This is a genomic window from Pseudomonas sp. S11P7, assembly GCF_023195435.1.
GTDB classification, from domain to species: domain Bacteria; phylum Pseudomonadota; class Gammaproteobacteria; order Pseudomonadales; family Pseudomonadaceae; genus Aquipseudomonas; species Aquipseudomonas fluorescens_G.
Genome location: NZ_JALPKS020000002.1, coordinates 5,369,537 through 5,396,188, shown reverse-complemented (window position 1 = coordinate 5,396,188; position 26,652 = coordinate 5,369,537). Strand labels below are relative to the sequence as shown.

At 60.5% G+C, this 26,652-nt stretch carries 23 protein-coding genes and 2 pseudogenes; 14 read left to right on the top strand and 11 right to left on the bottom strand.

What is annotated here, in order from left to right; translation table 11 throughout:
- Positions 1 to 28: 28 nt before the first annotated feature.
- Complete coding sequence (gene desA / locus M0746_RS24725; RefSeq protein WP_258450955.1) at positions 29 to 1,213, bottom strand: delta-9 fatty acid desaturase DesA; 1,185 nt, start codon at positions 1,211 to 1,213, stop codon at positions 29 to 31.
- 146 nt (positions 1,214 to 1,359) lie between these two features.
- Here desA and dibA point away from each other — a divergent pair, with 146 nt between their 5' ends.
- The 6 genes from dibA to M0746_RS24695 all read left to right on the top strand — a co-directional run bounded on the left by dibA (position 1,360) and on the right by M0746_RS24695 (position 7,605).
- The gene (dibA, locus tag M0746_RS24720) at positions 1,360 to 3,312 is read left to right on the top strand and encodes a phosphodiesterase DibA (protein ID WP_258450954.1); all 1,953 of its coding nucleotides are present in this window, start codon (positions 1,360 to 1,362) and stop codon (positions 3,310 to 3,312) included.
- Positions 3,313 to 3,407: 95 nt separating this feature from the next.
- Positions 3,408 to 3,590, top strand: a complete 183-nt coding sequence (gene oscA, locus M0746_RS24715) for a sulfur starvation response protein OscA (protein ID WP_007917682.1) — start codon at positions 3,408 to 3,410, stop codon at positions 3,588 to 3,590.
- A gap of 132 nt (positions 3,591 to 3,722) precedes the next feature.
- Positions 3,723 to 4,736: a sulfate ABC transporter substrate-binding protein gene (locus M0746_RS24710; RefSeq protein ID WP_258450953.1), complete on the top strand. Its 1,014-nt coding sequence runs from the start codon at positions 3,723 to 3,725 to the stop codon at positions 4,734 to 4,736.
- Between the two features lie 172 nt (positions 4,737 to 4,908).
- On the top strand, positions 4,909 to 5,727 hold the full coding sequence (gene cysT / locus M0746_RS24705; RefSeq protein ID WP_090288164.1) for a sulfate ABC transporter permease subunit CysT: 819 nt from the start codon (positions 4,909 to 4,911) through the stop codon (positions 5,725 to 5,727).
- A 12-nt stretch (positions 5,728 to 5,739) separates the two neighbouring features.
- Positions 5,740 to 6,612, top strand: a complete 873-nt coding sequence (gene cysW, locus M0746_RS24700) for a sulfate ABC transporter permease subunit CysW (RefSeq protein WP_258450952.1) — start codon at positions 5,740 to 5,742, stop codon at positions 6,610 to 6,612.
- Between the two features lie 3 nt (positions 6,613 to 6,615).
- The gene (locus M0746_RS24695; RefSeq protein WP_258450951.1) at positions 6,616 to 7,605 is read left to right on the top strand and encodes a sulfate/molybdate ABC transporter ATP-binding protein; all 990 of its coding nucleotides are present in this window, start codon (positions 6,616 to 6,618) and stop codon (positions 7,603 to 7,605) included.
- 172 nt (positions 7,606 to 7,777) lie between these two features.
- Here M0746_RS24695 and M0746_RS24690 read toward each other — a convergent pair whose 3' ends face one another.
- Positions 7,778 to 8,305 (bottom strand): Mpo1 family 2-hydroxy fatty acid dioxygenase, encoded by a 528-nt coding sequence (locus M0746_RS24690; RefSeq protein ID WP_258450950.1) that lies wholly within the window; start codon positions 8,303 to 8,305, stop codon positions 7,778 to 7,780.
- 83 nt (positions 8,306 to 8,388) lie between these two features.
- On the opposite strand from M0746_RS24690, the gene M0746_RS24685 reads away from it, so the two are divergent.
- Complete coding sequence (locus M0746_RS24685) at positions 8,389 to 9,066, top strand: Crp/Fnr family transcriptional regulator (protein ID WP_258450949.1); 678 nt, start codon at positions 8,389 to 8,391, stop codon at positions 9,064 to 9,066.
- 123 nt (positions 9,067 to 9,189) lie between these two features.
- On the opposite strand, the gene uraH is transcribed toward M0746_RS24685, so the two are convergent.
- Both uraH and M0746_RS24675 read right to left on the bottom strand, forming a co-directional pair.
- The gene (gene uraH / locus M0746_RS24680) at positions 9,190 to 9,600 is read right to left on the bottom strand and encodes a hydroxyisourate hydrolase (protein WP_258450948.1); all 411 of its coding nucleotides are present in this window, start codon (positions 9,598 to 9,600) and stop codon (positions 9,190 to 9,192) included.
- 11 nt (positions 9,601 to 9,611) lie between these two features.
- Positions 9,612 to 10,097, bottom strand: coding sequence for a GlcG/HbpS family heme-binding protein (locus M0746_RS24675; protein WP_258450947.1), 486 nt, complete (start codon positions 10,095 to 10,097; stop codon positions 9,612 to 9,614).
- Positions 10,098 to 10,233: 136 nt separating this feature from the next.
- Between M0746_RS24675 and M0746_RS24670 the strand changes: the two genes are divergently transcribed.
- From M0746_RS24670 to M0746_RS24655, 4 genes and pseudogenes are all read left to right on the top strand, one after another.
- On the top strand, positions 10,234 to 10,914 hold the full coding sequence (locus tag M0746_RS24670; protein ID WP_090288178.1) for a heavy metal response regulator transcription factor: 681 nt from the start codon (positions 10,234 to 10,236) through the stop codon (positions 10,912 to 10,914).
- Positions 10,904 to 12,287, top strand: a pseudogene (locus M0746_RS24665) (heavy metal sensor histidine kinase). The gene M0746_RS24670 and the pseudogene M0746_RS24665 overlap by 11 nt, the downstream one beginning before the upstream one ends.
- Before the next feature lie 111 nt (positions 12,288 to 12,398).
- On the top strand, positions 12,399 to 12,647 hold the full coding sequence (locus M0746_RS24660; RefSeq protein WP_258450946.1) for a helix-turn-helix domain-containing protein: 249 nt from the start codon (positions 12,399 to 12,401) through the stop codon (positions 12,645 to 12,647).
- Entirely contained in the window at positions 12,640 to 13,863 is a 1,224-nt protein-coding gene (locus M0746_RS24655) for a type II toxin-antitoxin system HipA family toxin (RefSeq protein ID WP_258450945.1), read from the top strand. The genes M0746_RS24660 and M0746_RS24655 overlap by 8 nt, the downstream gene beginning before the upstream one ends.
- 3 nt (positions 13,864 to 13,866) lie before the next feature.
- On the opposite strand, the gene M0746_RS24650 is transcribed toward M0746_RS24655, so the two are convergent.
- Positions 13,867 to 14,871 carry an AraC family transcriptional regulator gene (locus M0746_RS24650; protein WP_258450944.1) on the bottom strand — a complete coding sequence of 335 codons (1,005 nt, stop codon included), beginning with the start codon at positions 14,869 to 14,871 and terminating at the stop codon, positions 13,867 to 13,869.
- A 100-nt stretch (positions 14,872 to 14,971) separates the two neighbouring features.
- On the opposite strand from M0746_RS24650, the gene M0746_RS24645 reads away from it, so the two are divergent.
- On the top strand, positions 14,972 to 16,045 hold the full coding sequence (locus tag M0746_RS24645; RefSeq protein WP_258450943.1) for a fatty acid desaturase: 1,074 nt from the start codon (positions 14,972 to 14,974) through the stop codon (positions 16,043 to 16,045).
- A gap of 104 nt (positions 16,046 to 16,149) precedes the next feature.
- Here M0746_RS24645 and M0746_RS24640 read toward each other — a convergent pair whose 3' ends face one another.
- The 3 genes from M0746_RS24640 to M0746_RS24630 are packed head-to-tail and all read right to left on the bottom strand — an operon-like array spanning position 16,150 to position 20,185.
- Positions 16,150 to 17,760, bottom strand: coding sequence for an arylsulfatase (locus M0746_RS24640; protein WP_258450942.1), 1,611 nt, complete (start codon positions 17,758 to 17,760; stop codon positions 16,150 to 16,152).
- Positions 17,761 to 17,774: 14 nt separating this feature from the next.
- Positions 17,775 to 18,590: an ABC transporter ATP-binding protein gene (locus M0746_RS24635; RefSeq protein ID WP_258450941.1), complete on the bottom strand. Its 816-nt coding sequence runs from the start codon at positions 18,588 to 18,590 to the stop codon at positions 17,775 to 17,777.
- Positions 18,587 to 20,185, bottom strand: coding sequence for an ABC transporter permease (locus M0746_RS24630; protein WP_258450940.1), 1,599 nt, complete (start codon positions 20,183 to 20,185; stop codon positions 18,587 to 18,589). The genes M0746_RS24635 and M0746_RS24630 overlap by 4 nt, the downstream gene beginning before the upstream one ends.
- Before the next feature lie 293 nt (positions 20,186 to 20,478).
- Here M0746_RS24630 and M0746_RS24625 point away from each other — a divergent pair, with 293 nt between their 5' ends.
- On the top strand, positions 20,479 to 21,492 hold the full coding sequence (locus M0746_RS24625; RefSeq protein WP_258450939.1) for an ABC transporter substrate-binding protein: 1,014 nt from the start codon (positions 20,479 to 20,481) through the stop codon (positions 21,490 to 21,492).
- A 135-nt stretch (positions 21,493 to 21,627) separates the two neighbouring features.
- Here M0746_RS24625 and M0746_RS24620 read toward each other — a convergent pair whose 3' ends face one another.
- Positions 21,628 to 22,548, bottom strand: coding sequence for a LysR family transcriptional regulator (locus M0746_RS24620; RefSeq protein WP_258450938.1), 921 nt, complete (start codon positions 22,546 to 22,548; stop codon positions 21,628 to 21,630).
- A 180-nt stretch (positions 22,549 to 22,728) separates the two neighbouring features.
- Here M0746_RS24620 and M0746_RS24615 point away from each other — a divergent pair, with 180 nt between their 5' ends.
- Positions 22,729 to 23,637, top strand: coding sequence for a TauD/TfdA dioxygenase family protein (locus M0746_RS24615; RefSeq protein WP_258450937.1), 909 nt, complete (start codon positions 22,729 to 22,731; stop codon positions 23,635 to 23,637).
- A gap of 204 nt (positions 23,638 to 23,841) precedes the next feature.
- Here the strand turns inward: M0746_RS24615 and M0746_RS24610 are convergent.
- Positions 23,842 to 25,457, bottom strand: a pseudogene (locus M0746_RS24610) (alkaline phosphatase family protein).
- 190 nt (positions 25,458 to 25,647) lie between these two features.
- Positions 25,648 to 26,592: a LysR family transcriptional regulator gene (locus M0746_RS24605; protein ID WP_258450936.1), complete on the bottom strand. Its 945-nt coding sequence runs from the start codon at positions 26,590 to 26,592 to the stop codon at positions 25,648 to 25,650.
- Positions 26,593 to 26,652: the final 60 nt, after the last annotated feature.

The following is a 26,652-nucleotide window of genomic DNA, read 5'->3' as shown; positions in this document are numbered from 1 at the left end:
GCCTGGGCGAGTGCACCGATCAACGGTCTCAGACTGCTGCAGGACGCAGCGAGTAGGTTTTCAACTGGTCGGCAAATTCACGCAGGGACTGAATGCCGCTGGCTTCGGCCTCGTGAATCCAGTCCTTGATGGCGGCGAGCATGTCGTGGCCATTGGAACTGGTCTTGACCCAGATCTGTTGCAGGGCCAGACGCTTTTCGTAAATCACTTTCAACGCCTGGCTGTGCTCGAGCATGGTCTGGATGCGCAAGTGATGGCGGTCTTCCAGCAGGCTGGTCTCGCGCGACAGCAGGCGCTTGGCACGGTGGAACTGGTGGCGAACCGAATGATCGACCTTGGCCAGCTCCTGCTTGACCAGCGGACCGATCACCAGCTTGCGGTACTGGGCCATGATCTGGAAGCGGTTGTTGAGGATCGCCATGGCGGTGTCCATGTCCAGGCTGCCCTTGCCTTCGACCCGGTGCGCGATCGGCGCAACGCGCTGAACCCTGGCCAGACCGAGGAAGCTGAAGACCTTGATCCACGCCCAGCCGAGGTCGAACTCCCACTTCTTCACCGACAGCTTGGCCGAATTGGGGTAGGTGTGATGATTGTTGTGCAGTTCTTCGCCGCCGATCAGGATGCCCCAAGGCACCAGATTGGTCGCCGCGTCGCGGCATTCGAAGTTGCGATAGCCGACCGCGTGGCCCAGACCGTTGATCACGCCGGCGGCCCACACCGGAATCCACATCATCTGGATCGCCCAGATGGTAATGCCGATGGTGCCGAACAGCAGCAGGTCGATAATGCCCATGATCGCCACGCCCAGCAGCGGGAAACGGCTGTAGAGGTTGCGCTCGATCCAGTCTTCCGGGCAGTTCTTGCCGTAGATGCGCAGGGTTTCCGGATTCTGCGCTTCGGCACGGTACAGCTCGGCGCCGGTGCGCAGCACCGTGGACAAGCCCTTGATTACCGGACTGTGCGGGTCATCTTCGGTTTCGCATTTGGCGTGGTGTTTGCGGTGGATGGCTGTCCATTCGCGGGTGTTCTGCGCCGTGGTCAGCCACAGCCAGAAGCGGAAAAAGTGTTTCAGACCGGCATTCAGCTCCAGCGAGCGATGCGCGGAATAACGGTGCAGATAGACCGTGACGGCAACAATCGTCACATGGGTCATCAGCAGGGTGACCGCGACCAGCGACCAGGCCGACAAGCCAAGAAAACCTTCGTACCACATAGGCTATAGGGCCCTCGATAAAGATAAAAACAGCCGTTGCATTATCACCAAGCACACGGATAAAACCAGCCGCCCTTAAAGGAAAGCGTCGCTGGATGTTTCTTGACCTATAATTCCAACCTTTTTGTAGGGACATGGACAGCCGAATGCCTGCCACTCACCGCGATGCCTTGCGTGCAGCGCTGCTCTATCTCGTACTTGCCGTCGTCTGGCTGCAAGGTGCTGATCATTTATTAAACAATTTCTTCAATGACGCCGTCGATATCGCCCGATGGCAACTGATCAACGGTTACCTGTTCGCCGCGGTGAGTGCCGGGCTGATCTTTCTGGCGCGGGCGCGCCTGTACGGGTTTCTCGGCATCGGCGCCCGGTTGCGCGAGCGCCATGCCGATCGTGAGCGTTTGCGTCAGGCGGCAGCGGTGTTCGACTGCACCCGCGAAGGCGTGCTGGTCACCAATCATCAGGGCCTGATCGTCCACGTCAATCGCGCGTTCATGGCGATCACCGGTTATCAGCGCGAAGAAGTTATCGGCCAGCAGCCGAGCCTGTTCAAGTCCGGCCATCATCCGCCGGGTTTCTATCAAGCCATGTTCGCCACGTTGCAGGCGCAGCGCGAGTGGAGCGGGGAGATCTGGAACCGACGTAAAAGCGGCGAAATTTATCCACAGTGGCAAACCATCCGCGTGATTCACGATGATCACGGCCGGCTCAGCCATTACGTCGCGGTGTTTTCCGACATCAGTGCGATCAAGCATTCCGAGGAGGAACTCAAACACCTCGCGCACCATGATCCGCTGACCGATCTGCCCAATCGCCTGTTGTTCAGCGACCGCACCGAGCAGGCGCTGGCCTCGGCGCAAATTCACAAACGCGGTTGCGCGCTGCTGATGCTTGATCTCGATCACTTCAAAATGATCAATGACAGCCTCGGCCATAACGTGGGCGATCGCTTGCTCAAGGCCGTGGCGGCGCGTTTGCAGGGGTTGTGCGGGCCCGGCATTACCCTGGCGCGGCTCGGCGGCGACGAGTTCGCCGTGCTCGCAGAGAGTTGTCCACAACCGGTGCAGGCAGCGGCGCTGGCGCAACGCATGCTCGATGCGTTCAAGGACGCGTTTCGCGTTGATGGCCACGAGTTGTTGATCAACGCCAGCATCGGCATCAGCCTGTATCCCAGCGATGCCCTGAGCGCCGAGCAACTGCTGCGCAATGCCGACGCCGCGTTGTTCAAGGCCAAAAGCAGCGGGCGCAACGGGTACGCCTTGTACACCGAAGAACTCACCGCGCATGCCCAACAACGCGTGGAGCTCGCCTTTGAATTGCGCCGTGCGCTGGAGCAACAGGAGCTGCGGGTCTATTACCAACCGGTGCATGACCTGCCAAGCGGCCGCCTGATTGGCGTAGAAGCCCTGGTGCGCTGGCAGCATCCGCAACGCGGTCTGGTCTCGCCCGCAGAATTCATCCCGATTGCCGAGCGCACCGGGCTGATCGCCGAAATCGATGCCTGGGTCATGCAGCAGGCTTGCCGGCAGATGTGCCAGTGGCAGCAGGCCGGCCTGGTGCTGTCGTTCGTCGCGGTGAATGTGTCGTCGCGACTGTTTGCCCGGCGCGAGCTGTACCAGCAGGTGGCGCAGGTGCTGCACGACAGCGGGCTGGAACCGGCTTATCTGGAACTTGAAGTGACCGAAAGTGCGGTCATGGAAGACCCGGAAGTCGCATTGGAGCAGATGCATCGTTTGCGTGAGCTGGGTATCCGCCTGGCGATCGATGACTTTGGCACCGGCTATTCATCGCTGTTGCGGCTCAAGCGTTTACCGGTACAAAAACTCAAGATCGATCAGGGCTTCGTCGCCGGTTTGCCGTGGGATGAGGATGACGTGGCGATTGTCCGGGTGATCATCGCACTGGCCCGCAGCATGGGCATGCAGGTGCACGCCGAGGGCATCGAGCAGATTGAGCAGGCGAAATTTCTGCTCGAACAGGAATGCGATCTGGGGCAAGGCTATTGGTTTGGGCGGCCGGTGCCGGCGCAGGAAATTGAGCATTGCCCCGGGATGGGTGGCAAGGGTGGTTTTTCTGGTTATATAAACATTCTTAAATAGTCTTTTTAAGAATATCTGCACCTCTCTTATATTGCTCCCACGCCGAACGCAGTGCCGCCCACTGCCAGGCATATCCCTTTCAAAGGAGCAGCACCATGAGCGCATCCCTTCGCAGCGTTGACGGTCAGGACGAAAGCACGATTTTGCGGGAAATCCAGAGCGCGCTACGCGATCTGCGGTTTGGCGCGGTGGAAATCACTGTGCACAACGCCCAGGTCGTGCAGATCGAACGCAAAGAGAAATTCCGCTTGCAACAACCCGGCAAGCAACCGGGCTGAAGATTGCAGCCTGCGCCAGCTCTTGCGGGGAGCTTCAGACAAGAGCTGGCGCAGGCGGTGATCTTTGACCGGCTGCCGATTACCCAATCCATAAGAAAAAAGCCACCACCAGCAATTCCAGGAGCTTTCACCATGTCGTCGATTCGCCGTTACGCTTTGGCCGCGCTGGCCAGTGCCGTGTTTGCCGGTTCCGCGGTTGCCAAGGATTACGAACTGCTCAACGTCTCGTATGACCCGACCCGCGAGCTGTATCAGGACTACAACGCCGAATTCATCAAGTTCTGGCAGCAAGACCACGCCGGCGACACCGTGAAGATCCAGCAATCCCACGGTGGTTCGGGCAAGCAGGCCCGTGCGGTAATTGATGGTCTGCGCGCCGACGTCGTGACCCTGGCCCTGGCCGGCGACATCGACGAAGTGGCCAAGCTCGGCAAGAGCCTGCCCGCCGACTGGCAGAAGCGTCTGCCGGAAGCGAGCACGCCGTACACCTCGACCATCGTCTTCCTGGTGCGCAAGGGCAACCCGAAAGGCATCAAGGACTGGGGCGATCTGGTCAAGAACGACGTCTCGGTGATCACGCCGAACCCGAAAACCTCCGGCGGTGCGCGCTGGAACTTCCTCGCGGCCTGGGCCTACGGCCTGAAAGCCAACGGCGGTGACGAAGCCAAGGCCAAGGAGTACGTACAAACCCTGTTCAAGCACGTGCCGATTCTCGACACCGGCGCACGCGGCTCGACCATCACCTTCGTCAACAACGGCCAGGGCGACGTGCTGCTCGCGTGGGAAAACGAAGCGTTCCTGGCACTGAAGGAAGATGGCGGTGCCGACAAGTTCGACATCGTCGTGCCGTCGCTGTCGATCCTCGCCGAGCCGCCAGCAGCCGTGGTCGACAAGAACGCCGAGAAGAAGGGCAACGCGCAGATTGCCGAAGCCTATCTCAAGCACCTGTACAGCCCGGCCGGTCAGGAAATCGCGGCGAAGAATTTCTACCGTCCGCGTGACAAGGACGTCGCCGCCAAGTACGCCCAGCAGTTCCCGAAACTGGAGCTGGTGACCATCGACAAGGACTTCGGCGGCTGGAAATCCGCGCAGCCAAAATTCTTCAACGATGGCGGCGTGTTCGACCAGATTTATCAGGCGCAGTAATCTGACTTCAGCCACACATCAAGCCTGAAGCCAGGCGCGGAAAATGTGGGAGCGAGCCTGCTCGCGAAAGCGCAGTGTCAGACGACCTGGAGTTGACTGATACTCCCTCTTCGCGAGCAGGCTCGCTCGCACATTGGTGCGTTCAGCGGATCGCTTTTAACCAGGGACTTTTATGTCGCGTCGTATCTCCCCCGTCATACCCGGCTTCGGGCTGACGCTGGGCTACACCTTGGTGTACCTCAGTCTGATTGTGCTTATCCCGCTGGCGGCGATGTTCGTCCACGCCGCGCAACTGACCTGGGAGCAGTTCTGGGCGATCATTTCCGCACCGCGGGTGCTGGCGGCGTTGAAGCTGAGCTTCGGCACTGCGCTGTGCGCGGCGATCATCAACGGCATCATCGGCACCTTGCTGGCCTGGGTGCTGGTGCGCTACACCTTCCCCGGGCGCAAGGTGATCGATGCGATGATCGATTTGCCCTTCGCCTTGCCTACGGCAGTGGCCGGTATCGCGTTGACCGCGCTGTATGCCCCGACCGGTCTGGTCGGTCAGTTCGCCACTGACCTGGGTTTCAAGATCGCCTACACGCCGTTGGGTATCACCCTGGCGCTGACCTTTGTGACTCTGCCGTTCGTGGTGCGCACGGTGCAGCCGGTGCTGGCCGACATACCTCGCGAAGTCGAAGAAGCTGCCGCTTGCCTCGGTGCCAAACCGATCCAGGTGTTCCGCCATATTCTCGTACCGGCGCTGCTGCCCGCATGGCTGACCGGTTTTGCCCTGGCGTTTGCCCGTGGCGTTGGCGAGTACGGTTCGGTGATTTTTATCGCCGGCAACATGCCGATGAAAACCGAGATCCTGCCGCTGCTGATCATGGTCAAACTCGACCAGTACGATTACACCGGCGCCACGGCCATCGGCGTATTGATGCTGGTGGTTTCCTTTGTCCTGTTGCTGCTGATCAACCTGCTTCAGCGGCGCATCGAAACCCCATAAGGAGGCGCGCACATGTCCCAATCGTCTATTGCGGCCGCCTCGGCGGCCAACGCTGCGCGGCGTGGCAGTGCCACCTCGCGCAGAATCTTGATCGGTCTTGGCTGGCTGATCTTTTTCCTGTTTCTACTGCTGCCGTTGTTCATCGTCGTATCGCAGGGTTTGAAGAACGGCCTCGGTGCGTTTTTCACGGCGATCTTTGAGCCGGACGCTTTGTCGGCGCTGAAACTCACGGTGTTCGCGGTGCTGATTTCGGTGCCGCTGAACCTGGTGTTCGGCGTCAGCGCCGCTTGGTGCGTGAGCAAATACTCGTTCCGTGGCAAGAGCATGCTGGTAACGCTGATTGACTTGCCGTTTTCGGTGTCGCCGGTGATCGCCGGTCTGGTCTACGTGTTGATGTTCGGCGCGCAGGGCCTGTTCGGGCCGTGGCTGCAGGATCATGACATCCAGATCGTCTTCGCCCTGCCGGGCATCGTGCTGGCGACGATCTTCGTCACCGTGCCGTTCGTGGCCCGTGAGCTGATCCCGCTGATGCAGGAACAAGGCACCCAGGAAGAAGAAGCCGCGCGCCTGCTTGGCGCCAATGGCTGGCAGATGTTCTGGCACGTCACCGTGCCCAACATCAAATGGGGCCTGATCTATGGCGTGGTGCTGTGTACCGCGCGGGCCATGGGCGAGTTCGGGGCGGTGTCGGTGGTGTCCGGGCACATTCGCGGGGTGACCAACACCTTGCCGCTGCACGTCGAGATCCTCTACAACGAATACAACCACGTGGCCGCGTTCGCCGTGGCGAGCCTGTTGCTGATCCTGGCGCTCTTCATCCTGCTGCTCAAGCAGTGGAGCGAAAACCGTATCAACCGCCTGCGCGCCAGCGCCGCGGAGGAATAATTCATGTCGATCGAAGTGCGTAACGTCAGCAAGAACTTCAACGCGTTCAAGGCGCTGGACAACATCAGCCTGGACATCCAGAGCGGTGAGCTGGTGGCGCTGCTGGGGCCTTCGGGCTGTGGCAAAACCACGCTGCTGCGGATCATTGCCGGTCTGGAAACCCCGGATCAGGGCAACATTGTCTTCCACGGCGAAGACGTCTCCGGCCACGACGTGCGTGATCGCAACGTTGGTTTCGTGTTCCAGCACTACGCGTTGTTCCGGCACATGACGGTGTTCGACAACGTCGCGTTCGGCCTGCGCATGAAACCGAAAAACCAGCGCCCGAACGAAAGCCAGATTGCGACCAAGGTTCATGAATTGCTGAACATGGTGCAACTGGACTGGCTGTCGGATCGTTACCCGGAGCAGTTGTCGGGTGGTCAGCGCCAGCGCATTGCCCTGGCCCGTGCCTTGGCGGTGGAGCCGAAAGTACTGCTGCTCGACGAGCCGTTCGGCGCCCTCGATGCCAAGGTGCGCAAAGAGCTGCGCCGCTGGCTGGCGCGCTTGCACGAGGACATCAACCTGACCTCGGTATTCGTGACTCACGACCAGGAAGAAGCGATGGAAGTCGCCGACCGCATCGTGGTGATGAACAAGGGCGTGATCGAGCAGATCGGCTCACCGGGCGACGTCTACGAAAACCCGGCCAGCGATTTCGTTTATCACTTCCTCGGCGATTCGAATCGTTTGCTGCTCAGCGACGACAACCACGTGCTGTTCCGCCCGCACGAAGTGTCGTTGTCCAAGCATGAGCTGGAAGATCACCATGCGGCTGAGGTGCGCGACATTCGGCCGTTGGGCGCGACCACGCGGGTGACGTTGAAGGTTGAGGGGCAGAGCGATCTGATCGAGGCCGAAGTGGTCAAGGATCACGACAGCCTGATTGGCCTGGCCAAGGGTGAAACGCTGTTCTTCAAACCGAAGGTCTGGCAGAAGGTCGCCAACCTCTAAAGCCAAAAGCGTCGCGAGCAGGCTAACTGATCGTTCCCACGCTCTGCGTGGGAATGCATCCCGTGACGCTCCGCGTCACAGTGGACGCGGAGCGTCCATGGCGGCGTTCCCACGCAGAGCGTGGGAACGAGCGGATGCAGGAGCTGCCGAAGGCTGCGATCTTTTAAGCGGCCTAAGCCGCCGCTTTTCGATTCGGATTGACCCGCACCCCTCCCGCCCGCGCCTCGATCTGCGCTTTCAGTTCATGCCGCAGCCCGAGCAAAAACGCCAGCTCGGCAACGACAAACAGCGGCCCGACAATCAGCCCGCTGATGTCGTCGACAAACGCCGGTTTGCGCCCTTCGTAGTGATGCCCGACAAACTGGATCACCCAGCCAATCACGAACATCCCCAGCCCGCTGCTCAGCCAGACCATGGTGCTCTGCTGCGCCAGCGCATGCCCGGCCCAGACCGATAGCCCCATCAATACCGTCATCAACACACCGAGCTTTAATTCCAGTCGCAAGTAAAACCACGCCGAAGCCAACGCCAGCACAACGGCCGGAGAAATCCACAGACCGCCCAGCGACCATTGCGGGCGTGACAACAACACCGCCACCGCCACAACGATCAGCGGAATGCCGACAAAGTGGCTGGCGATGTTGCGCGGGTCGCGGTGGTAGGCGGCGTACTGACTGAGATGGTCGACGAGGCTTTTCATTGTTGTTCCTCCAATGGAATTGGTTGCATCATCCCCGGCAGCCGGGTTCGCTCTGTCGGGCAGGCGACAATCCAGGAGGGTTTATGCACATACGTTCACGGCTGCTGACCGGGCACTGGTTCAGTCATCTGCCGTCATCCTTTCAGGATAGTCTGCTGGCGGCGGGCCGCGAGCGGCGGCTGACGGCGGGACAGCGCCTGTTTCAGCGCGGTGACGCACCGTGCGGCTTGTACGCGGTGCTCGATGGTGCCGTGCGCATCGGCGCGGTGAGCGAGCAGGGCAAAGAGGCGTTGTTGAGCCTGGTCGAGGCGCCGCACTGGTTTGGCGAAATTTGCCTGTTCGATGGTCAGCCGCGTACCCATGATGCTTATGCAGTCGGGGCCTGCACTTTGCTGAATATTCCGCAGGCGGCATTGTTGAAATTGCTCGACGAGCAGCCCGTGTATTGGCGCCATCTGGCCTTGTTGATGAGCCACAAACTGCGCCTGGCCTTCATCAGTCTCGAACAGCTCAGCCTGCTGCCGGCCCCGGCGCGGCTGGCGCATCGTTTGTTGATGATTGCCGAGGGCTACGGCGAACTCGACGCGCCGCGCCGAGTGCTGCAACTGCCGCAGGAGCAACTGGCCGCGATGCTGTCGCTGTCGCGGCAGACCACTAACCAGATTCTCAAGGATTTGCAGGGGCAGGGGATTATTGGTCTTGCGTACGGCGAGATCGAAATCCTCGATGCCGCGCGATTGCGGGCGCTGACCACACTTTAACCGGCGCCTGAAATTCCCTGTGGGAGCGAGCCTGCTCGCGAAAGCGCTGGGTCATTTAACGATGATGTTGACTGATCCAATGCCATCGCGAGCAGGCTCGCTCCCACAGGGGCAGTGCCGTTTTCAAGAACCGCGATAAGTCGAGAAACCATACGGGCTGAGCAGCAGCGGGATGTGGTAATGCTGGTCGGTCTGCTTCACTTCGAAGATCACCGGGATTTCCGGGAAGAATGTGTCGTGCTTGATCTTCTTGTAGTACTCGCCGGTCTTGAACACCACGCGGTATTCACCTGCTTCAAAGGGTTGTCTGGCCGGAAACAGTTCGGCGATTCGCCCTTGTTCGTTGGTGGTGCCTTGCGCCAGCGGCTGCCAGTCCGTGCCGACATGCTTTTCCAGCGAGACGTTGATGCCCGGCGAAGGCAGGCCGTTTTCCAGGTTGAGTACGTGCACGCTCAACGGGTTGCCGGCGGCCAGCGCCAGGCTCGAAACAGCGCTCAGGCCAAGGGCGGCGAGGGTCATGCGCAGGGTGGTCATGGTGGTTCTCCTTAGTGGGAAGAGGTGATGGTCAAGCCGGCCTTGTCGGCAGCCGCGACGGCACAGTTTTCGTCCTGCTCGCCGCCGCCGGAACCGGCCACGCCGATGGCACCGACCAGTTCGCTGCCGGCGAACAACGGGATGCCGCCGCCCAGCAACAGCAATTCATCGAGGGTGTTGAGGTTGGCGGTTTCCGGGTTGTTGCGAGCGCGCTCGGCGAACAGTCGTGTCGGCGTCTTGGTCGACAGTGCGGTGTAGGCCTTGCGCTGGCTGGCGGCGGTGTTGTGCGGGCCGATGCCATCGCCGCGCAGGGTCACCAGCAGGTTGCCGCCACGGTCGAGCACCGAGACTGTGCCGGTGCAGGTGCTCATCGCCTTGTCGGCGAGCCAGCGCGCGGTTTTCAGATCGAGGTCGGCGTGGCGCGGTAATTCCGGGCTGGCGACAGCGGCGCCACTCAGGCCGATCATCAGGCTTGCAACGAGGTATTTGACGGTCATGGACGAGCTCCAGAAGCGAAGGTCGTCACCTTAACGGCCGGTCCTCGTCAGAACCTCGTCAGTTGGATTACAAGTTTGTAATGGGCAACGCCGCCGAAGGCGCCTAGCCTGTGTGCCTTAATGAACGAGGTGTGCCATGCGTTTGCTGGTTGTAGAAGACGAAGCCAAAACCGCGAATTTCCTCGCCAAAGGTCTGGGCGAGTCGGGTTTTGCCGTGGACGTGGCGCTCAATGGCCTCGATGGCCGCTACTTTATCGAGCAGCAGGAATACGACCTGATCATCCTCGACGTGATGCTGCCCGGTCTTAACGGCTGGCAATTGCTGCAACTGATCCGCCAGCGCGGCGCCACTCCCGTGTTGTTTCTCACGGCCAAGGACGCCATTGAAGACCGCGTGCGCGGTCTCGAACTGGGTGCCGACGATTACCTGCTCAAACCCTTCGCCTTCGCCGAACTGCTCGCGCGGGTGCGTACCTTGCTGCGGCGCGGGCCGATGCGCGAGGCCGAGTCTTACCAGATCGCCGATCTGGAAATCGACGTGCTGCGCCGCCGCGTCAGTCGTGGCGGCCAGCGCATCGCCCTGACCAACAAGGAATTCGCCCTGCTGCAATTGCTCGCCAGCCGCCAGGGCGAAGTGTTGTCGCGCACGCTGATCGCCTCGCAGGTGTGGAACCTGAATTTCGACAGCGACACCAACATGGTCGAAGTGGCGGTGCGCCGTCTGCGCTCCAAGGTCGATGATCCGTATATGCCTAAACTGATTCACACCGTGCGCGGCGTCGGTTATCAACTGGAAGCGCCGGACGATGTGGAGTAAGTCGATCGCCTGGCGTCTGGCCCTGGCCTTCGCCATTGTTTGTGCATTGGTGCTGAGCGCGATTGGCGTTTTTCTTTATCGCTCGCTGGCCTCGGAGCTGGACTTTCGTGACGACATGGCCCTGCTGGGTCGCCTCGAACAAGTGCGCGCCTTGCTCGCCGACAGCGACAGCCTCGACGCCTTGCAGGCACGGCCGCGGCTGTATCAGAACATGCTCGGCAATCTCGACAGCCTGCTGTTGGTTAGCCGCGCGGACGGCTCCAGCGTGATCACCATCAACCCGCGCCAGCGCGAGTTGCCGAACTTGAAGGCGATTGCCCGCGAGCAGATGCCACAACGTCGCGACGTGCTGACATGGCAGGCAGGCGACGGTGCCGAAGTGGCGTTGTTGTCCGGTCAGGCGCAGGGCCCGAACGGTGAATCTCTGACCGTGATTGCCGGCAAGGTGCTGAGCGAGCGTGAACAGATGCTGAGCAGTTATCGCCTGCGCTTGTATCTCTCCGTCGGCGTCGGTGCGTTACTCGCTTTTGCGCTTGGCCTGTTGCTGTTGCGCCGTGGGCTGCGACCGTTGCGCCAGTTGAGCGCAGCGGTTCGCGGCATCGATCTGCGCAGCCTTGATCAACGTCTGCCCGCCGAAGGCACACCGACAGAACTGCGCGAGCCGGTACAAGCACTCAACGGCATGCTCGCGCGGCTGGATGACAGCGTGCAGCGCCTGTCGCAGTTCTCCGCCGACCTCGCCCATGAAATCCGCACGCCGCTGCACACCTTGCTGGCGAGCAACGGCCAGGCGTTGAATCACCCGCGCAGTACAGCTGAATATCAGGAGGTGCTGGCCTCGAACATGGAAGAGTTTGAACGGCTCAAACGCATGGCGGAAAACCTGATGTTCCTCGCCCGCGCCGAACAGGCCGAGCGCGCACTGAATCTGCAACCGCTGGATCTGCACAGCGTCGGCGATGAACTGTGTGATTACTTCGAAGCCCTGGCGGACGATCGCGACCTGCGCCTGGACAACCAACTGCACGGCGAACTGCTCGCCGATCAGCAATTGCTGCAACGGGCGCTCGGCAACCTGCTGGCCAACGCCGTGCGCCATGCCGACCCCGGCACCGTTATCCGCCTGCGCCGCCGCGACGAGCCGGGCCGGGTCTGGCTGCAAGTGCACAACCACGGCCCCGCCATCGCGCCCGAGCATCTGGGCAAACTGTTCGACCGCTTCTACCGCGTCGATCCCTCACGGGCGGAACCCGGGGATTCGGGTGGGTTGGGACTGGCGATCGTGCAGTCGATCATGCAGTTGCATGGGGGAGGTGGGGGTGAGGAGTGATGCGGCGGGTACTGTGTTTGAGTTGGGGTTTGGGTGGTGCTGAGACATTAGCGGTGGCTGGCCATCTACGCTAAGCTCATTGAATTGCATTGTTAATGATGCAATTTGTGATTTGAGACGATTTTGCATTGTTAATGATGCATTCGAGGTGGTGATGGAAACAATTGGCGCGTTGATCAAAAGCTTGCGAAAGGCCCAAAAAATCTCTCAACAAGCTTTGGCGCAGCAATACGGCATGAGCCGCGCAACGATTTCGGGGATTGAAAACAACACAATCTCCGAAATCGGCCTGCGCAAAGTCGAAGCGATTCTTAACGGATTCGGCTACGAACTGGCCGCAATTCCCCGTGCCGCTCGACGTCCGACGCTCGACACGCTGCGAAAGGTGAACTTCCATGACTGAGGCTTTGGACCGCTTGCAGGTCTGCGTAAGCGGCCGTGAGATTGGAAAACTGGGGCGCGGGCAAACACATGTCGACAGCGTGTTCAGCTACCGGGACGATGCGATTGATGAAAATGCCGTTTCGCTGACCATGCCGACGCGCCTGGAAAGTTATGGCTGTGAACGCGGCATCCATCCGATATTCGAGATGAACCTGCCCGAGGGTGCGTTACGCGATGAGTTGATGCGGCGGTTCAGCAAAGCCGTGCGCGGTTTCGATGACTTCGCTTTACTAGGCATCGTCGGCCCGCATCAACTCGGGCGGCTTTCGATAGCGAGCGCTTCGACAACCGATCGCCCACCTGAGACTTCGCTGGCTCAATTGTTGGTTCATGATGGTGCACAAGGTTTGTTCGAGGATCTTTTGCAGACTTACGGGCAGTATTCCGGGGTTTCCGGCGTGCAGCCCAAAGTGTTGGTGCGTGATAGTGCCGCTGCAATAGACCGACTGACGCACCGAGGCTCGACTCATCTGGTCAAAGCCTTCCGCGCCGAAGAGTTTCCCGAACTGGCAACCAACGAATATTTCTGCATGCGCGCTGCGCAACTTTGTGGCCTCGACGTGCCGCATTTCGAACTCAGCCAGCATGGCAAATTTCTCGTCATCGAGCGTTTTGATTTGAGCGACACCGGATATCTCGGTTTCGAAGATTTTTGCGTGCTCAACGGCTGGCCGTCGAAGGCCAAATACGATGGCTCTTACGAAGGAGTCGCACGGCAGATCAAAGCGTTTGTCTCACCCTCATTACTCAAGCACGCACTGGAAGCTTTCTTCAAGATTGTCGCTTTATCAGCAGCATTGAAAAACGGCGATGCCCACCTGAAAAACTTTGGTGTGCTCTACGAGGATTGTGGGGAAAACTCATTGGTCAGGCTGGCTCCGGCATACGACATCATCACTACGTCGGTGTACATCAAGAGCGATAGCATGGCACTGCTTTTGGGCGGTTCGAAGGCGTGGCCCAAGCATAAAATGCTAACGAAATTTGGTCGTACGGCCTGCAATCTGAGTGAAGCGCGTTGCAACCAGTTACTGCAAATTGTCGCGCAGGGGTTACAGGAAGCGATGGGCGAAATGGCCGAGTTCAGCGCAAATCATCCGGCCTTCGCTGAGGTGGGCGCTGCGATGAGCGAACAGTGGTCTGCCGGGCTGACGCGTAGCCTGCTCAACAGTTGAAACTCAGCGCAACTGATCACGAAACTGCCCCGGCGTCATCCCGGTCCAGCGCTTGAAGGCGCGGCTGAAGCTGCTGGTGTCGGCGAAGCCGAGCAGATAACTCACTTCGCTCAATGAACACTGCGGATCGCGCAGGTGCAGCAGCGCGAGGTTTTCGCGGCTTTCGTTGAGCAGGGTGTCGAAGCGGCAGCCTTCATCGGCCAGATGCCGTTGCAGGCTGCGCAGGCTCAGGTGCAAGGCTTGGGCGATGCGCTCGGCGCTGGGTTCGCCTTCGGGCAGTTGTTCTTCGATGGCGTCGCGCACTTTGCGCTCCCAGGTCAGCGGTTGCAGCTGCGCCAGGGTGCGCTTGAGCACCGCTTCGTTGTGTTCGGCCAGTTCCGGATTGGCGTCGTCGAGGTGGCTGTCGAAGTCGGCGAGGGCGAACTCCAGGCGATCTTCGGCGCAGCCGAAATGCACCGGGGCGCGAAAGACTTTGTGCCATTGATGGGCATCGGTCGGTTCAGGGCGGCGCAGATAAACCGCCAGCGGCGCGTAATCACGGCCGAGGCGATTACGGCAGGTGCGCACGTAGATCGCGGTGAAGGCATCGATGGCTTCGAAGGCCGGCGCCGGGTTGCCCACAGGGACTTTCAATCGAAATTGATAACGGTCGGCGCTGCGGCTCAGCTCCAGTTCCAGCGCATCACTGACGACCGGGTGATAGCGCACGATGCGCTCGAACACTTCGCGCAAGCTGCCGCTGGCGACCAGCGCATAGCCGAGCGCGTGAAAGGTGGTCGGGCTGACGAAGCGCGACACGCGCAAGCCCAGCGCCGGATCACCGCTGGCCTCAACAGCGAGTGCCCACAAACGCGTGGTGCCGGACAATGGATAGCGCGCGTTGGGATCGTCCATCAGGCTCGGGTCGAGGCCGGCCTGTTGGCACAGGGTAATACTGTCCAGCCCCAGCGCATCGAGTTGCTTGCGCAGGGCACGGGTCCAGCTGGCGAGGGAGGTCGGTTCCTTCATGCTGATTGGCGCGTCCGGTCAACAGGTTGGCGTTCTTGGCTAGCGCGATTGATGCCCCGGCAAGGCACGATTCACACATCTTAGACCCGAGGATGGAAGCATGGACGGTACTTCTGCAAGCCCCCAGCGGCTCAATGCGACGCAGCGCTCAGCGCATATTCGCGAGGTGGTGCTGGGCAGAGGCGTGGAATTGCGCAAGCGCTACCCGATTCTCCAGCATCAGGACGCGCTGGGCGCAGGGATATTGGCCTTCGCCCTGGCCGGCATGATCGGCTCGGCAGCGCTGTATATCAGTGGTCACATGGCGTGGTGGGCGTGCCTTTTGCTCAATGCGTTTTTTGCCTCGCTGACCCATGAGCTTGAGCACGACCTGATCCACAGCATGTATTTCCGCAAGCAGCGCGTGCCGCACAACCTGATGATGGGCCTGGTGTGGCTGGCGCGGCCGAGCACGATCAACCCGTGGATCCGGCGCCAGTTGCACCTCAATCACCACAAGGTCTCCGGTACCGAAGCCGACATGGAAGAACGTGCGATCACCAACGGCGAGCCGTGGGGTTTGGCGCGGCTGCTGATGGTGGGCGACAACATGATGTCAGCCTTCATCCGCCTGTTGCGGGCCAAAACCTGGGCGCACAAGCTCGGTATTCTCAAGCGCGTGTTCAAGGTCTACGCGCCGCTGGCGCTGCTGCACTGGGGCGCCTGGTATGTGTTTTTGGGTTTTCACACAGCGAACGGCGTTGCCTCTCTACTAGGCGCGCCGATTGACTGGTCAGCCAATACGCTGGCGGTGATGCAGGTCATCGATATCGCCGTTGTGGTGATTATCGGCCCGAATGTGCTGCGCACGTTTTGCCTGCACTTCATCAGCTCGAACATGCACTACTACGGCGACGTCGAGGCGGGCAACGTGCTGCAGCAATGTCAGGTGCTGAACCCGTGGTGGCTGTGGCCGTTGCAGGCGTTCTGCTTCAACTTCGGCAGCAGCCACGGGATTCATCATTTTGTGGTCAAGGAGCCGTTTTACATCCGCCAGATGACCGTGCCGGTGGCGCACAAAGTGATGCGCGAGATGGGGGTGCGGTTCAATGATTTCGGCACGTTTGGGCGAGCGAACCGGTTTGTACGCCGGGATGCCGTTGCACAGAAAGAGGTGCGTACGGCTCAAGCTTAACGATCGACTGCCAAGGCCTCATCGCGAGCAGGCTCGCTCCCACAGGGACACGCATTTCAAATGTGGGAGCGAGCCTGCTCGCGATGGCGATAGTGCAGGTAACATCAATCCGGCTGAAACGGCGAAGCGCTCAGGATCACCCCGGTTTCCTCCACATACCGCTGCCAATGCCCGATCAAGTCAGCGAGTTTGCCCGGCTGGCTCAGCGCCAGATCATGAATCTCCCCCGGATCACTGCGCAAATCATAAAGCTGCCACGTCGCTGGCCCTACCGGCCCGGGAATCCATACGGCTTTCCATGAGCCTTGGCGAATCGCCCGGCGCCCGAACAATTCCCAACCCGTCACCGTGTGCTCGTCATGCACCTGCGCGGTCTCGCCGGACAAAAAGCCCAGCCATGATTTACCACGCAACGGCGCTACCGCTTTGCCTTTCCAGTGTTTGCCTGGATGCCTCACGCCTGCCAGATCCAGAATCGTTGGAGTGACGTCCATCACCGTGCCGAAGCCGTGGCTGATCTGCCCTTTGAGCGCCAGTTGCGGATAGTTCAACAGCGCCGGCACACGAATGCCGCCCTCGGTGGTGAAGGCCTTGAACAACCGCGACGGCGCGGTCGCCACCTGCGCCCAGTTCGGCCCGTACCAGACATAGGAGTTGGCGCGGCCGATGTTGTCGAGGCTGTTGTCGTAATGCTGGTTCAGATACGTCATCAGTTCCGGGCCGAACTTGGGGAACGCTTCCAGCAGCGCGCCTTCGGCTCCGTTGTCGGACATGAACAGGATGAATGTATTGTCGAGTTGGCCCTGCTGGCGCAGGTAATCGACGACGCGGCCGATGTTCCAGTCCATGCGCTCGACCATCGCTGCGTAAACCTCCATGGCCCGCGCGGAAATCTGCTTTTGCTCCTCGCTCAACGCGTCCCACTGCGCGCTGAGCTGGATCAGCGGATGCGGCTCGATATCCGCTTCGATCAGGCCGAGGGCTTTGAGTTTTTCCAGGCGTTCGATGCGCAGCACTTCGGGGCCGGCATCGTAGCGGCCACGGTATTTCTCGACGATGTCGGCAGGCGCCTGCAGCGGCCAGTGCGGTGCGGAGAAGGGTAGATAAGCGAAGAACGGGCGGCTCTGGTCGCGCTCCTTGAGGTACTGCAGCAGCTTGTCGCCGAAGGCATCGGAGGAATAGAAATCCTTGGGCAGTTCGTCGATGAATTGATCATCTTCGATATACAGCGCCGGGGTGGATTTCAACAAGCCTGGTGTTTGCTCATCGTAGGTCGGCTCGAAACCATAGTGGTTGGCCGCGCCCGGCAACAGTGAAAACGAACGCTCGAAGCCGCGCGCATGCGGCGCCAGTTCGGCGGTCAGACCGAGGTGCCACTTGCCGCTCATCAGAGTTTGATAACCAGCCTCGCGCAGTAACTCCGGCAACGCCACCACGCGGTCGTTGAGATAGCCTTCGTAACCCGGTTTGCCGATCAGTTCGGGCGTCAGCGCTTCGGCCATGGTGCCGATGCCGGCGATGTGGTGATCGGTGCCGGTGAGCAGCATCGAGCGGGTCGGCGAGCAGGTCGGTGCGGTGTGAAAGTCGGTCAGGCGCAGGCCATTGTTCGCCAGCGCATCGAGGTTCGGCGTGGCGATTTCGCCACCGAACGCACCGATGTCGGAGAAGCCTAGATCGTCGGCCAGAATCACCAGAAAGTTGGGACGTTGCGGCATTGCGAAACTCCTGTTCAGCAGGCAATGAACGTCAGCGGCAGATCGCGTATCTGCACCGGCACGCTCGGTTGGTAATGGTCATCACTGGTCAGTTCGTGCAGCAGTTCTTCACGTAGCTGATGGAAGTCGAAACTGCTGCGCTGGCGCGGGTGCGGCAGGGCAATGTCGACCACTTGCTTGATCCTTCCGGGACGCGGCTCCATCACCACCACGCGGTCAGCGAGGAAGATCGCTTCCTCAACATCATGGGTGACCAGAATGGTGGTGATCTTTGCGCGTTCGCGGATTGCCAGCAGCTCGTCCTGCATCTGCTGGCGGGTCAGTGCGTCGAGGGCGCCGAAGGGTTCGTCGAGCAGCAGAATCCGTGGGCTGGCAACCAGTCCGCGGGCGATCGCCACACGCTGGGCCATGCCGCCGGAGAGCTGGTGCGGATAGGCGCGAGTGAAGTCGCGCAGGCCGACCAGATCGATGAAATCGTTGATCCGCTGTTGCTTCTGCGCGGCGCTCAGCGCCTCATTGACCAAGCCCAGACCGATGTTGTCGGCGACGCTCAGCCAGGGAAACAAACGGTGCTCCTGAAAGACGATGCCGCGTTCGCTGCCGATGCCGGTCACGGGCTGGCCGTCCACGCTGATCTGCCCGCGAAACTGCGTATCGAGTCCGACCAGCAAGCGCAGCAAGGTCGATTTGCCGCAGCCGCTGGAACCGACGATGGCGACGAACTCGCCCTCGGCGATGTCCAGATTGAATTCGTGGATGGCCTCCAGTTCGAAGCCATCAACGTTGAAGGATTTGCCTACGTGGTTGAAGCTGACAATCGGTGCGTTCATGCGTGTCTCCAGCGGGTCGCGCGAATTTCCAGGCGTTGGCCGATCAGGTTGAGCAGGGCGCCGGTGAGGCCGACCAGGAGCATGCCGGCCATGATCAGGTCCATGCGCAGCAGTTGCTGTGCGCCGATCATCTGGCTGCCGATGCCGCCGTTGGACGGCATGAAGTATTCGGCGCCGATAGTGCCGAGCCAGGCGTAGATCAGGCTCAGCCTGAGGCCGGCGAAAATGCCCGGCGCGGCACCGGGCAACACCAGGCGGCGCAGGCGTTGGCCGAGGCTCAGGCGCAGCACCTGCGCGGCTTCGTTGAGTTGCGGCGAGAGGTTGGCGACGCTGCGTTGCGTGGCGATGAACAACGGAAAGAATGCGGCGAAAGCGACGAACACCCACTTGGCCAACTCACCGAGGCCGAACCACGCGGTGAGCAGCGGCACCCAGGCGAAAATCGCAATTTGCCGGATCGCCGCCAGCGTCGGACCGAGCAAGCGTTCACTGGTGCGCGACAGCCCTAGCAGCAAGCCGAGGGCGAAACCGAGCCCGCCGCCGAGCAGCAAGCCGCCGACTGTGCGTCCGAGGCTCAGGGCCAGGCCGCTGCTCAAGGTTCCGTCGCGCAGACCTTCCCACGCGGTTAACAGAACGGCCAGCGGGCTGACCAGAATGTTGGCATCGACCCACTGCTGATCGACCGCCAATTGCCACAGCGCCAGCAAGCTCAGCGGCAGCAGCCACGGTTGCAGTCGTTGCCAGCCTTGATAACGCGGGCCACGACGAATTTCGGCCGTCGCTGGATGCGGCCAATGCACCAGTTTGCGATCGAGCAGACCAATGCCGCGATCCATGGCCACGCCGAGCAAACCGATGACCACAATGCACACGAACACGATGTCGAGCATGAACAACTGCCGCGCCCAGACCATCAGGTAGCCGATGCCTTCGCTGGACGCCAGCAGTTCGACGGCCAGCAGCGAGGTCCACCCGGCGGCCAGTGCCAGACGTACGCCCGCCATGAACGCGGGCAGGGCAGCGGGCAGGACCAGGCGGTGAATCAGCAGGGGTGGCGGCAGGCGCAGGACCGCTGCCGCTTCACGCAATTTCGGTTGCGCATCACGCACCCCGACCAGTGTGTGCAAGGTCACCGGCACCACGATCGCTTTGATCAGCACCACCAGTTTCAGCACTTCGCCAATGCCGAAAAACACCATGAACAGGGGAATCCAGGCCAGTGTCGGCACCTGCGCCAGCCCGGCGAATGTCGGCAGAATCAACCGCTCCAGCCGTTGGCTGAAACCCAGCGCAGCGCCCAGTATGGCGCCCGCGAAAATTCCTGCGAGCAGACCCCAGAACAAGCGCTGCAGGCTGATCCACAGATGATTCCAGAGTTCACCTTGCGCAAGCTCCACGGCGCTGTTCCAGACCAGCGAAGGCGCCGGCAAAATCTGCTCGCTCATCCAGGCGTTACGCGCGGCCAGCCACCACAGTGCGAACAGAGCGAGCGGCAGCAGCCACGGCAACACACGCTGGTTAAGACCAGGCCAGATCGGTTGGCGCTTGAGCGGTGGCGCCGGCAGCGGCAGGCTGAGCAGGGAGTGTCGGGCCATGGTTGACCTCCGTTGTCGGATGCAGACGGACCGTATGCAAAATTGATCTAACAAATAGCGAATCAATGCTATCGAGAGATAAGCCAGCCCATTTAAGGCCTCCAGCTCAGGCGCATCCAATGCATTCGAAGAATATTTTCGATGCTGCCAATGCATATGCCGCTGCAAGCCTCAGCCGCGTTCGCTTAGCTCGTTAAGCTATAAAAATGTGCATTTATAGTATTTAAGCGCAGGTCCCGCTTCGGCCTACTTTCGGCTCCTCAATGCCCAGTGGTGATCAAGGAGCTGTACCCATGAACCTTCCCTTTAAACGAGTTTTCAGTCTGTTTGCCGTTCCCGCGCTGGCTGGCCTGCTGGCGTTCAGCGCCCACGCGGAAGAGCTGAAGGAAATCCGCATTGCCGTGCCTGACCTGAGCGCCGGTACTCAGCACAGTGGTGGCGGCGTGGTCGATGTGCTGCGCGATCAGCAGATCTTCGAAAAAGCCTTTGCCGAGCAGGGCATCAAGATTCAATGGAGCTTTTTCAAAGGCGCAGGGCCGGTGATCAATGAAGCGTTCGCCAACGGTCAGGTCGATCTGGCGTATCTGGGTGATCTGGCGGCAATCATTGGCAAGTCCAACGGGCTGGACACCCGCCTGCTCAGCGCCACGGCACGCGGGGTCAAGCAGTATCTTGGCGTGGTGCCGGGGTCGGGGATCAAGACCCTGCAGGATCTCAAAGGCAAGCGCGTGGCAATCTTTCGTGGCACCGCGACACAGCTTTCCTTCGACGCGGCGCTGGCCAGTCAGGGCTTGAGCGAAAAGGATTTGAAGGTCATCAACCTGGACTTCAACGCGGCGGTCGCCGCACTGGCGGCCAGGCAGATCGATGCTTCATGGGGCAGCTCCGCGCTATCAGCGCTACAAGCCAAAGGCCTGGCGGAGTTGCCGCTCAATACCAAGGATCTGGGCGGGGCCGGCAGTGTGCAGGCGGTACTGTTGGGCACGGCACAGTTTGTCGACGCGCACCCCGAGGTGGTGGCGAAACTGCTCAAGGCACAGCAGCAAGCTTTTGACTGGCTGAGCGAAGACGGCAACAAGGGCGCTTACGTGCAACTGGTGTCGGGGCTGGCCAGTTACCCCCCCGTGATCCTGACTCAGGATTTGCAGGATCAGGATTTGCGTGAAGTGTTCCAGTCGACGCTCGAGCCGGTGTTCCTCGGCAAATTGCAGGATTCGGTGGACCTGGCGGCGCAGCAGAAGCTGATTCGCAAGCCGTTCAAGGTCAGCGATTGGGTGGCGCCTGAACTCTCCGCTGCCAAGCTGTAGGGTAACGGATCGCTCCCACGCTCCGCGTGGGAATGCAGCCCGGGACGCTCTGCGTCCCAAAAGCGGACGCAGAGCGTCCATTGATGCATTCCCACGCGGAGCATGGGAACGATCGGCGTCTGCCGCGAAGGGTTTTCATACGGCGACGCTGATGTGCTGTTTATCCACCGCCACCAGCGTCTCGATCAGCGCCCTTGCCGCCGGCGACAAGCGAAACCCGGTGCGACTGACGATGCCGCAGCGCGCATTCATGCTCTCCAGATTCTGCGGCAAGTTACGCCAGTGCAGCAGCACCAGCGAACCCTTGGCAATGTCCTCGACAAACGCCTCCTCGGTGCCTACGCCGATCGCATTCGATTGCAGCACCACTTTGACCAGCGCCGGAAAATGCTCGGTCTCGATGCTCGGGGAGAAATCGGTGCGGCCGCTGAGGTTCGCCAGCAGTTTGCGAATCCCTGGCGGGATGAGCGTGGTCGCCAGCGGATAGTCGAACATGTCGTTGGTCGACAGGCTTTCCTTGGCCAGCAACGGATGCCCCGGACGGCAAAAAAACACCCCGCGTTTAGGCGTCAGCGCCTGGGTCTGAAAATTCGGGTCGGACTCGAAATGACGAATGTCGGCAATGAAGAATTCGATCTCCTCGCGGCTCAGCGCGCGGCTGAGCTTTTCCCAGTTATCCACCTGGAAACAGGTGCGCACTTTCGGGTGGGCATTGATGAACTGCGCCACCGCATCCGGCACCAGTTTCACCGCCGGCGCCGGGCCGCAACCGAAGTGCACTTCACCGGCATCAAGCTTGGTCATTTGCATCACTTCGGCGCTGAGCAGTGCCGCGCCCTGCACCAGGCTCAGGGCGTGCTGCAGCACCACCTGGCCTTCGGGGGTGGGGCGCAAATCCTTGTTGCCGCGGTCCACCAGCACGCAGCCGAACTCCTGCTCCAACCCCTGAATGCTGCGGCTGAACGCCGGTTGAGTGATGCCCATCGCGTCCGCCGCACGGACAAAACTGCGGTGTTCGTTGAGGGCGATGAAGTAGCGCAACTGGCGAAGATCCATATGCTTTTCCGGCATCCTAAAAATAGCTCGAAGGCATTTGCGACGAGGCTTACCTGAGGTTTTAAATGCAAGCTCTTATTCCGTCAACGAAGCACGCGCCTATTTGTTAGATGTAAATAGAATATTGATAGAGCGTTGTTTCGCTGCCGCCAACCGCAAGCAGTCGATGAGGATCTCCCCATGAGCAATGCCGCACTCGCTGTAAAACCCGCTGTCCATGCGCTGGAAATTCACCCGGTGGCCGGTCGTATCGGCGCCGAGATTCGTGGCGTGCACCTGTCCGGTGAGCTGGACGCCGCCACGGTCGAAGCCATTCAGCAGGCATTGATCGAATACAAGGTGGTGTTTTTCCGTGAACAGACGCAGCTTGACGATCAACGTCAGGAAGCCTTCGCGCATCTACTAGGCGAACCGGTGGCGCACCCGACCGTGCCTTCACGCGAAGGCACCCGTTATCTGCTTGAACTGGACGGCGCCGAAGGTCAGCGTGCCAACTCCTGGCACACCGACGTGACCTTCGTCGACGCTTACCCGAAAGCCTCGATCCTGCGCTCGGTGGTGGCTCCGGCATTCGGTGGCGACACGCTGTGGGCCAACACCGCCACGGCCTACAACGGCCTGCCGAGCGAGTTGCGTGAACTGGCCGACAAACTGATCGCCGTGCACAGCAACGAATACGACTACGCCAGCGCCAAGCCGGATGTTTCGGCGGAGAAGCTTGAGCGCTACCGCAAGGTTTTCACTTCGACGGTGTACGAAACTGAGCATCCGGTCGTCCGGGTGCATCCGATCAGCGGAGAGAAGAGCTTGCTGCTGGGGCATTTCGTCAAACGCATCAAGGGTTATTCGCAGGCGGACTCGGCGCACCTGTTCGGGCTGTTGCAGAGCCATGTGATCCGTCAGGAAAACACCGTGCGCTGGCGCTGGAAGGCCGGTGATGTGGCGATCTGGGACAACCGCTCGACGCAGCATTATGCGATCGATGATTACGGCACGCAGGATCGGGTGGTGCGTCGTGTCACGTTGAAAGGCGAGGTGGCTGTGGGGGTGAATGGGCAACGTAGCCAGACCCTCAAAGGGCGGGATTGAAGGCCAAGAGCCAAAAGCCCCTCACCCCAGCCCTCTCCCAGAGGGAGAGGGAGCAGATTGGGGGCTTTTCGAGCCTGAGTTGAATGATCGTTCCCACGCTCTGCGTGGGAATGCCTCTATGGACGCTCTGCGTTCGCTGTTGGGACGCGGAGCGTCCCCGACTGCATTCCTTTGCTGCGCGTGGGAACGATCACTTGATCGCAGCTACCAAACCCCAATCTGCACGACTCTCTCAGCCCCTGGCTCTCCATAACGGAACCGCTGCCCGCGCAAATTGATCTCCTCATGGCTGATCGTCGTGCGTCGCTTCAACCCGCGCAGCCATTCAAACAGATACTCCGCATGCTCTTCGCGCACCGCCGCATACGCCGGGTCATCCCCAGATCGCGCAGCTCCTGCGGATCATTCAGCAGATCAAACAACTGCGGGCGAAAGCCGTCGTACGCCAGGTATTTCCAGCGCTCGCTGCGCACCATGGTCATGCGGCAGCGGTCGATCGGCTGGCCCAACCGCTCTCGCGCTGGCGCCTGGAAGGCGTAGTCGTATTCGCTGATTGCATAGCGGCGCCAATCGGGATTCTCGCCGTGCAGAAGGGGAATCAAGGAGCGCCCTTCAAGGCGATGCTCGGCGCCCGGCAATCCCAGCGCCGCAAGAAATGTCGGCAGTGCATCGATGGTTTCCACCAGTCGCTCATCAACCGTGCCGCGGGTGACGTCCGCTGCCGCACGCGGGTCGCGCACGATCAGCGGCACGCCAACCGCTTGTTCAAGCAAAAACTCCTTCTCGCCCAGCCAGTGATCGCCGAGAAAGTCGCCGTGGTCGCTGGTGAACACAATCAACGTGTCGTCCCAACGACCATTGCTCTGCAGAAAATCGAACAGCCGCCCGAGTTGGTCATCCACCTGTTTGATCAGGCCCATGTAGGTAGGGATTACAGTCAATCGTACTGAGTCGCGGGAGAAGTTGAGACTTTCCTGATGTTGACGAAAGGCCGTGTATACGGGGTGTTTGCTGGCTTCGGAGGGCGTCGCGCGGATCGGTTCGAGAATCGATTTCGTACTGTACGAGTCGTGGTATGGTGCTGGTACGATGTAGGGCCAGTGCGGTTTGATGTACGAGAGGTGTAAACACCACGATTTCTCGCCTTGCTCGGTGATGAAGTCGATGGCTCGATTGGTAGTGTAGACAGTCTCTGAGTGTTGCTCGGGAATTCGTGCTGGCAAATTCGCATGACGCATTTTCCAGCCGCTGAGGATTTCACCGTTCGCGCCTTCGGCGGCGTTCGCCCAGTCGTGCCAGGGATTGCGGCCGTCGAAGCCCTGTTCGCGAAGGTAATGGGTGTAGGGGGCGGATTCGCGCTTATCGTCGAACAGCGGGTCGTCGGGATAGATGCCGTCATGGCGCATGTAGGGTTCGAAGCCGACTTCGTTGAGGATTTCGGCCTGTTGGCTGTCAGGGTTGATTGCCAGGCGTTGCAAGGCATCGACATTCGCGGTGGCGTGGGTCTTGCCGACCAGAGCGGTACGAATGCCGTGCGGGCGCAGGTAGTCGCCGATCGTCAGTTCATCCAGCGGCAGCGGCACGGCGTTCCAGGCTACTTGATGGCTGCTGACATAGCGCCCGGTGTAGGCCGACATTCTCGAAGGGCCACAGATCGTGCCCTGGGTGTAAGCGCGGCTGAAACGCACGCCAGCGGCAGCGAGACGATCGATGTTCGGCGTATGGAGATGTGGATGGCCGTAGCAGGACAGGTAATCGCGGCGCAGTTGGTCGCACATGATGTACAGCACGTTGCGTACGAGGTTGGTCGGGATGGGCATGGGGTTCACCGGTCAGTGGGACAGGTGAGGGTTTTCGCCGTCGGCAGGGGTGTTCGGCAAGTGCGTTTGGGGAATGGGTTTTATGCAGCGGATGCATCGGTGCCTGTACTGGCGTTATCGCGAGCAGGCTCACTCCTACAGGGGAACGCGTTTCAAGTGTAGGAGTGAGCCTGCTCGCGATAGCTGTGGATCAGACAGCAAGATTCTCAAGTGAACAGACTTCTTCATCCACCGCATCAATCGCCTTGATCTGCTCGATCATCGCCTCGGCCAGCGGCGATAACCGATACCCGGCGCGGCTGACGATCCCGTAGCGGGTATACAGCTCCTCAAGATCGTCAGCCAATCCTTCGATCTTCAGACACACCAGCTCACCCTTGGCCAGATGCAACGCGTCGGAATAGGCCCCGACAATCCCGATCGCGTCCGAACGCAGCACCACGCTGAGCAGGCTCGTACTGTTTTCACATTCAACGCTCGGGGTGAAATCCGCCCGGCCGCTGAGGTCGACGATGACTTTGCGCAGGTTCGGCGGACGAATGCTCACTGCCAGTGGATAACTCATCAACTGCTCGGCGCTGACGCGTTCAAACGGCGCCAGCGGATGCCTTGCGCGGCAACAGAAATGCCATTTTCGCGGTCGCAATCGGTGCGTCAGATAATCCGGATCCGCCTCGAAGTAGCGTGTATCGGCGACAAAGAATTCGAATTCCTCACTCATCAGTCGCTTGCTCAGGCTCTGCCAGTCATCGACCTGAAACTGCACCCGCGCTTTCGGATAGCGCCCGATGAAGCTGCCAATCGCCCGAGGAATCAAACCTGCCGCCGGCGCTGGCCCACAACCGAAGCGCAATTCCCCAGCCTCAAGCCCGTTGAACTGGCTGATCTCGTTGGCCATTTGCTGCGCGCCACTGACCAGCCGCCGCGCATGTTCTAGCAGTACCTGGCCCTGTTTGGTCGGCGGCAATTCCTTGCGCCCGCGATCAACCAACTGACAGCCGACGCTGTGTTCCAGCGCCTGAATGCTGCGGCTGAACGCCGACTGCGACAGGTTCACCGCCTGCGCGCCGGCAACAAAGCTGCGTTGTTCAGCCAGGGCGATGAAGTGACGAAGTTGGCGCAGGTCGATATGCATTTTTCACATAAAAAATATCCGGGAAATGCATTGGATATGCATTAGGTCGACTCCTTATAA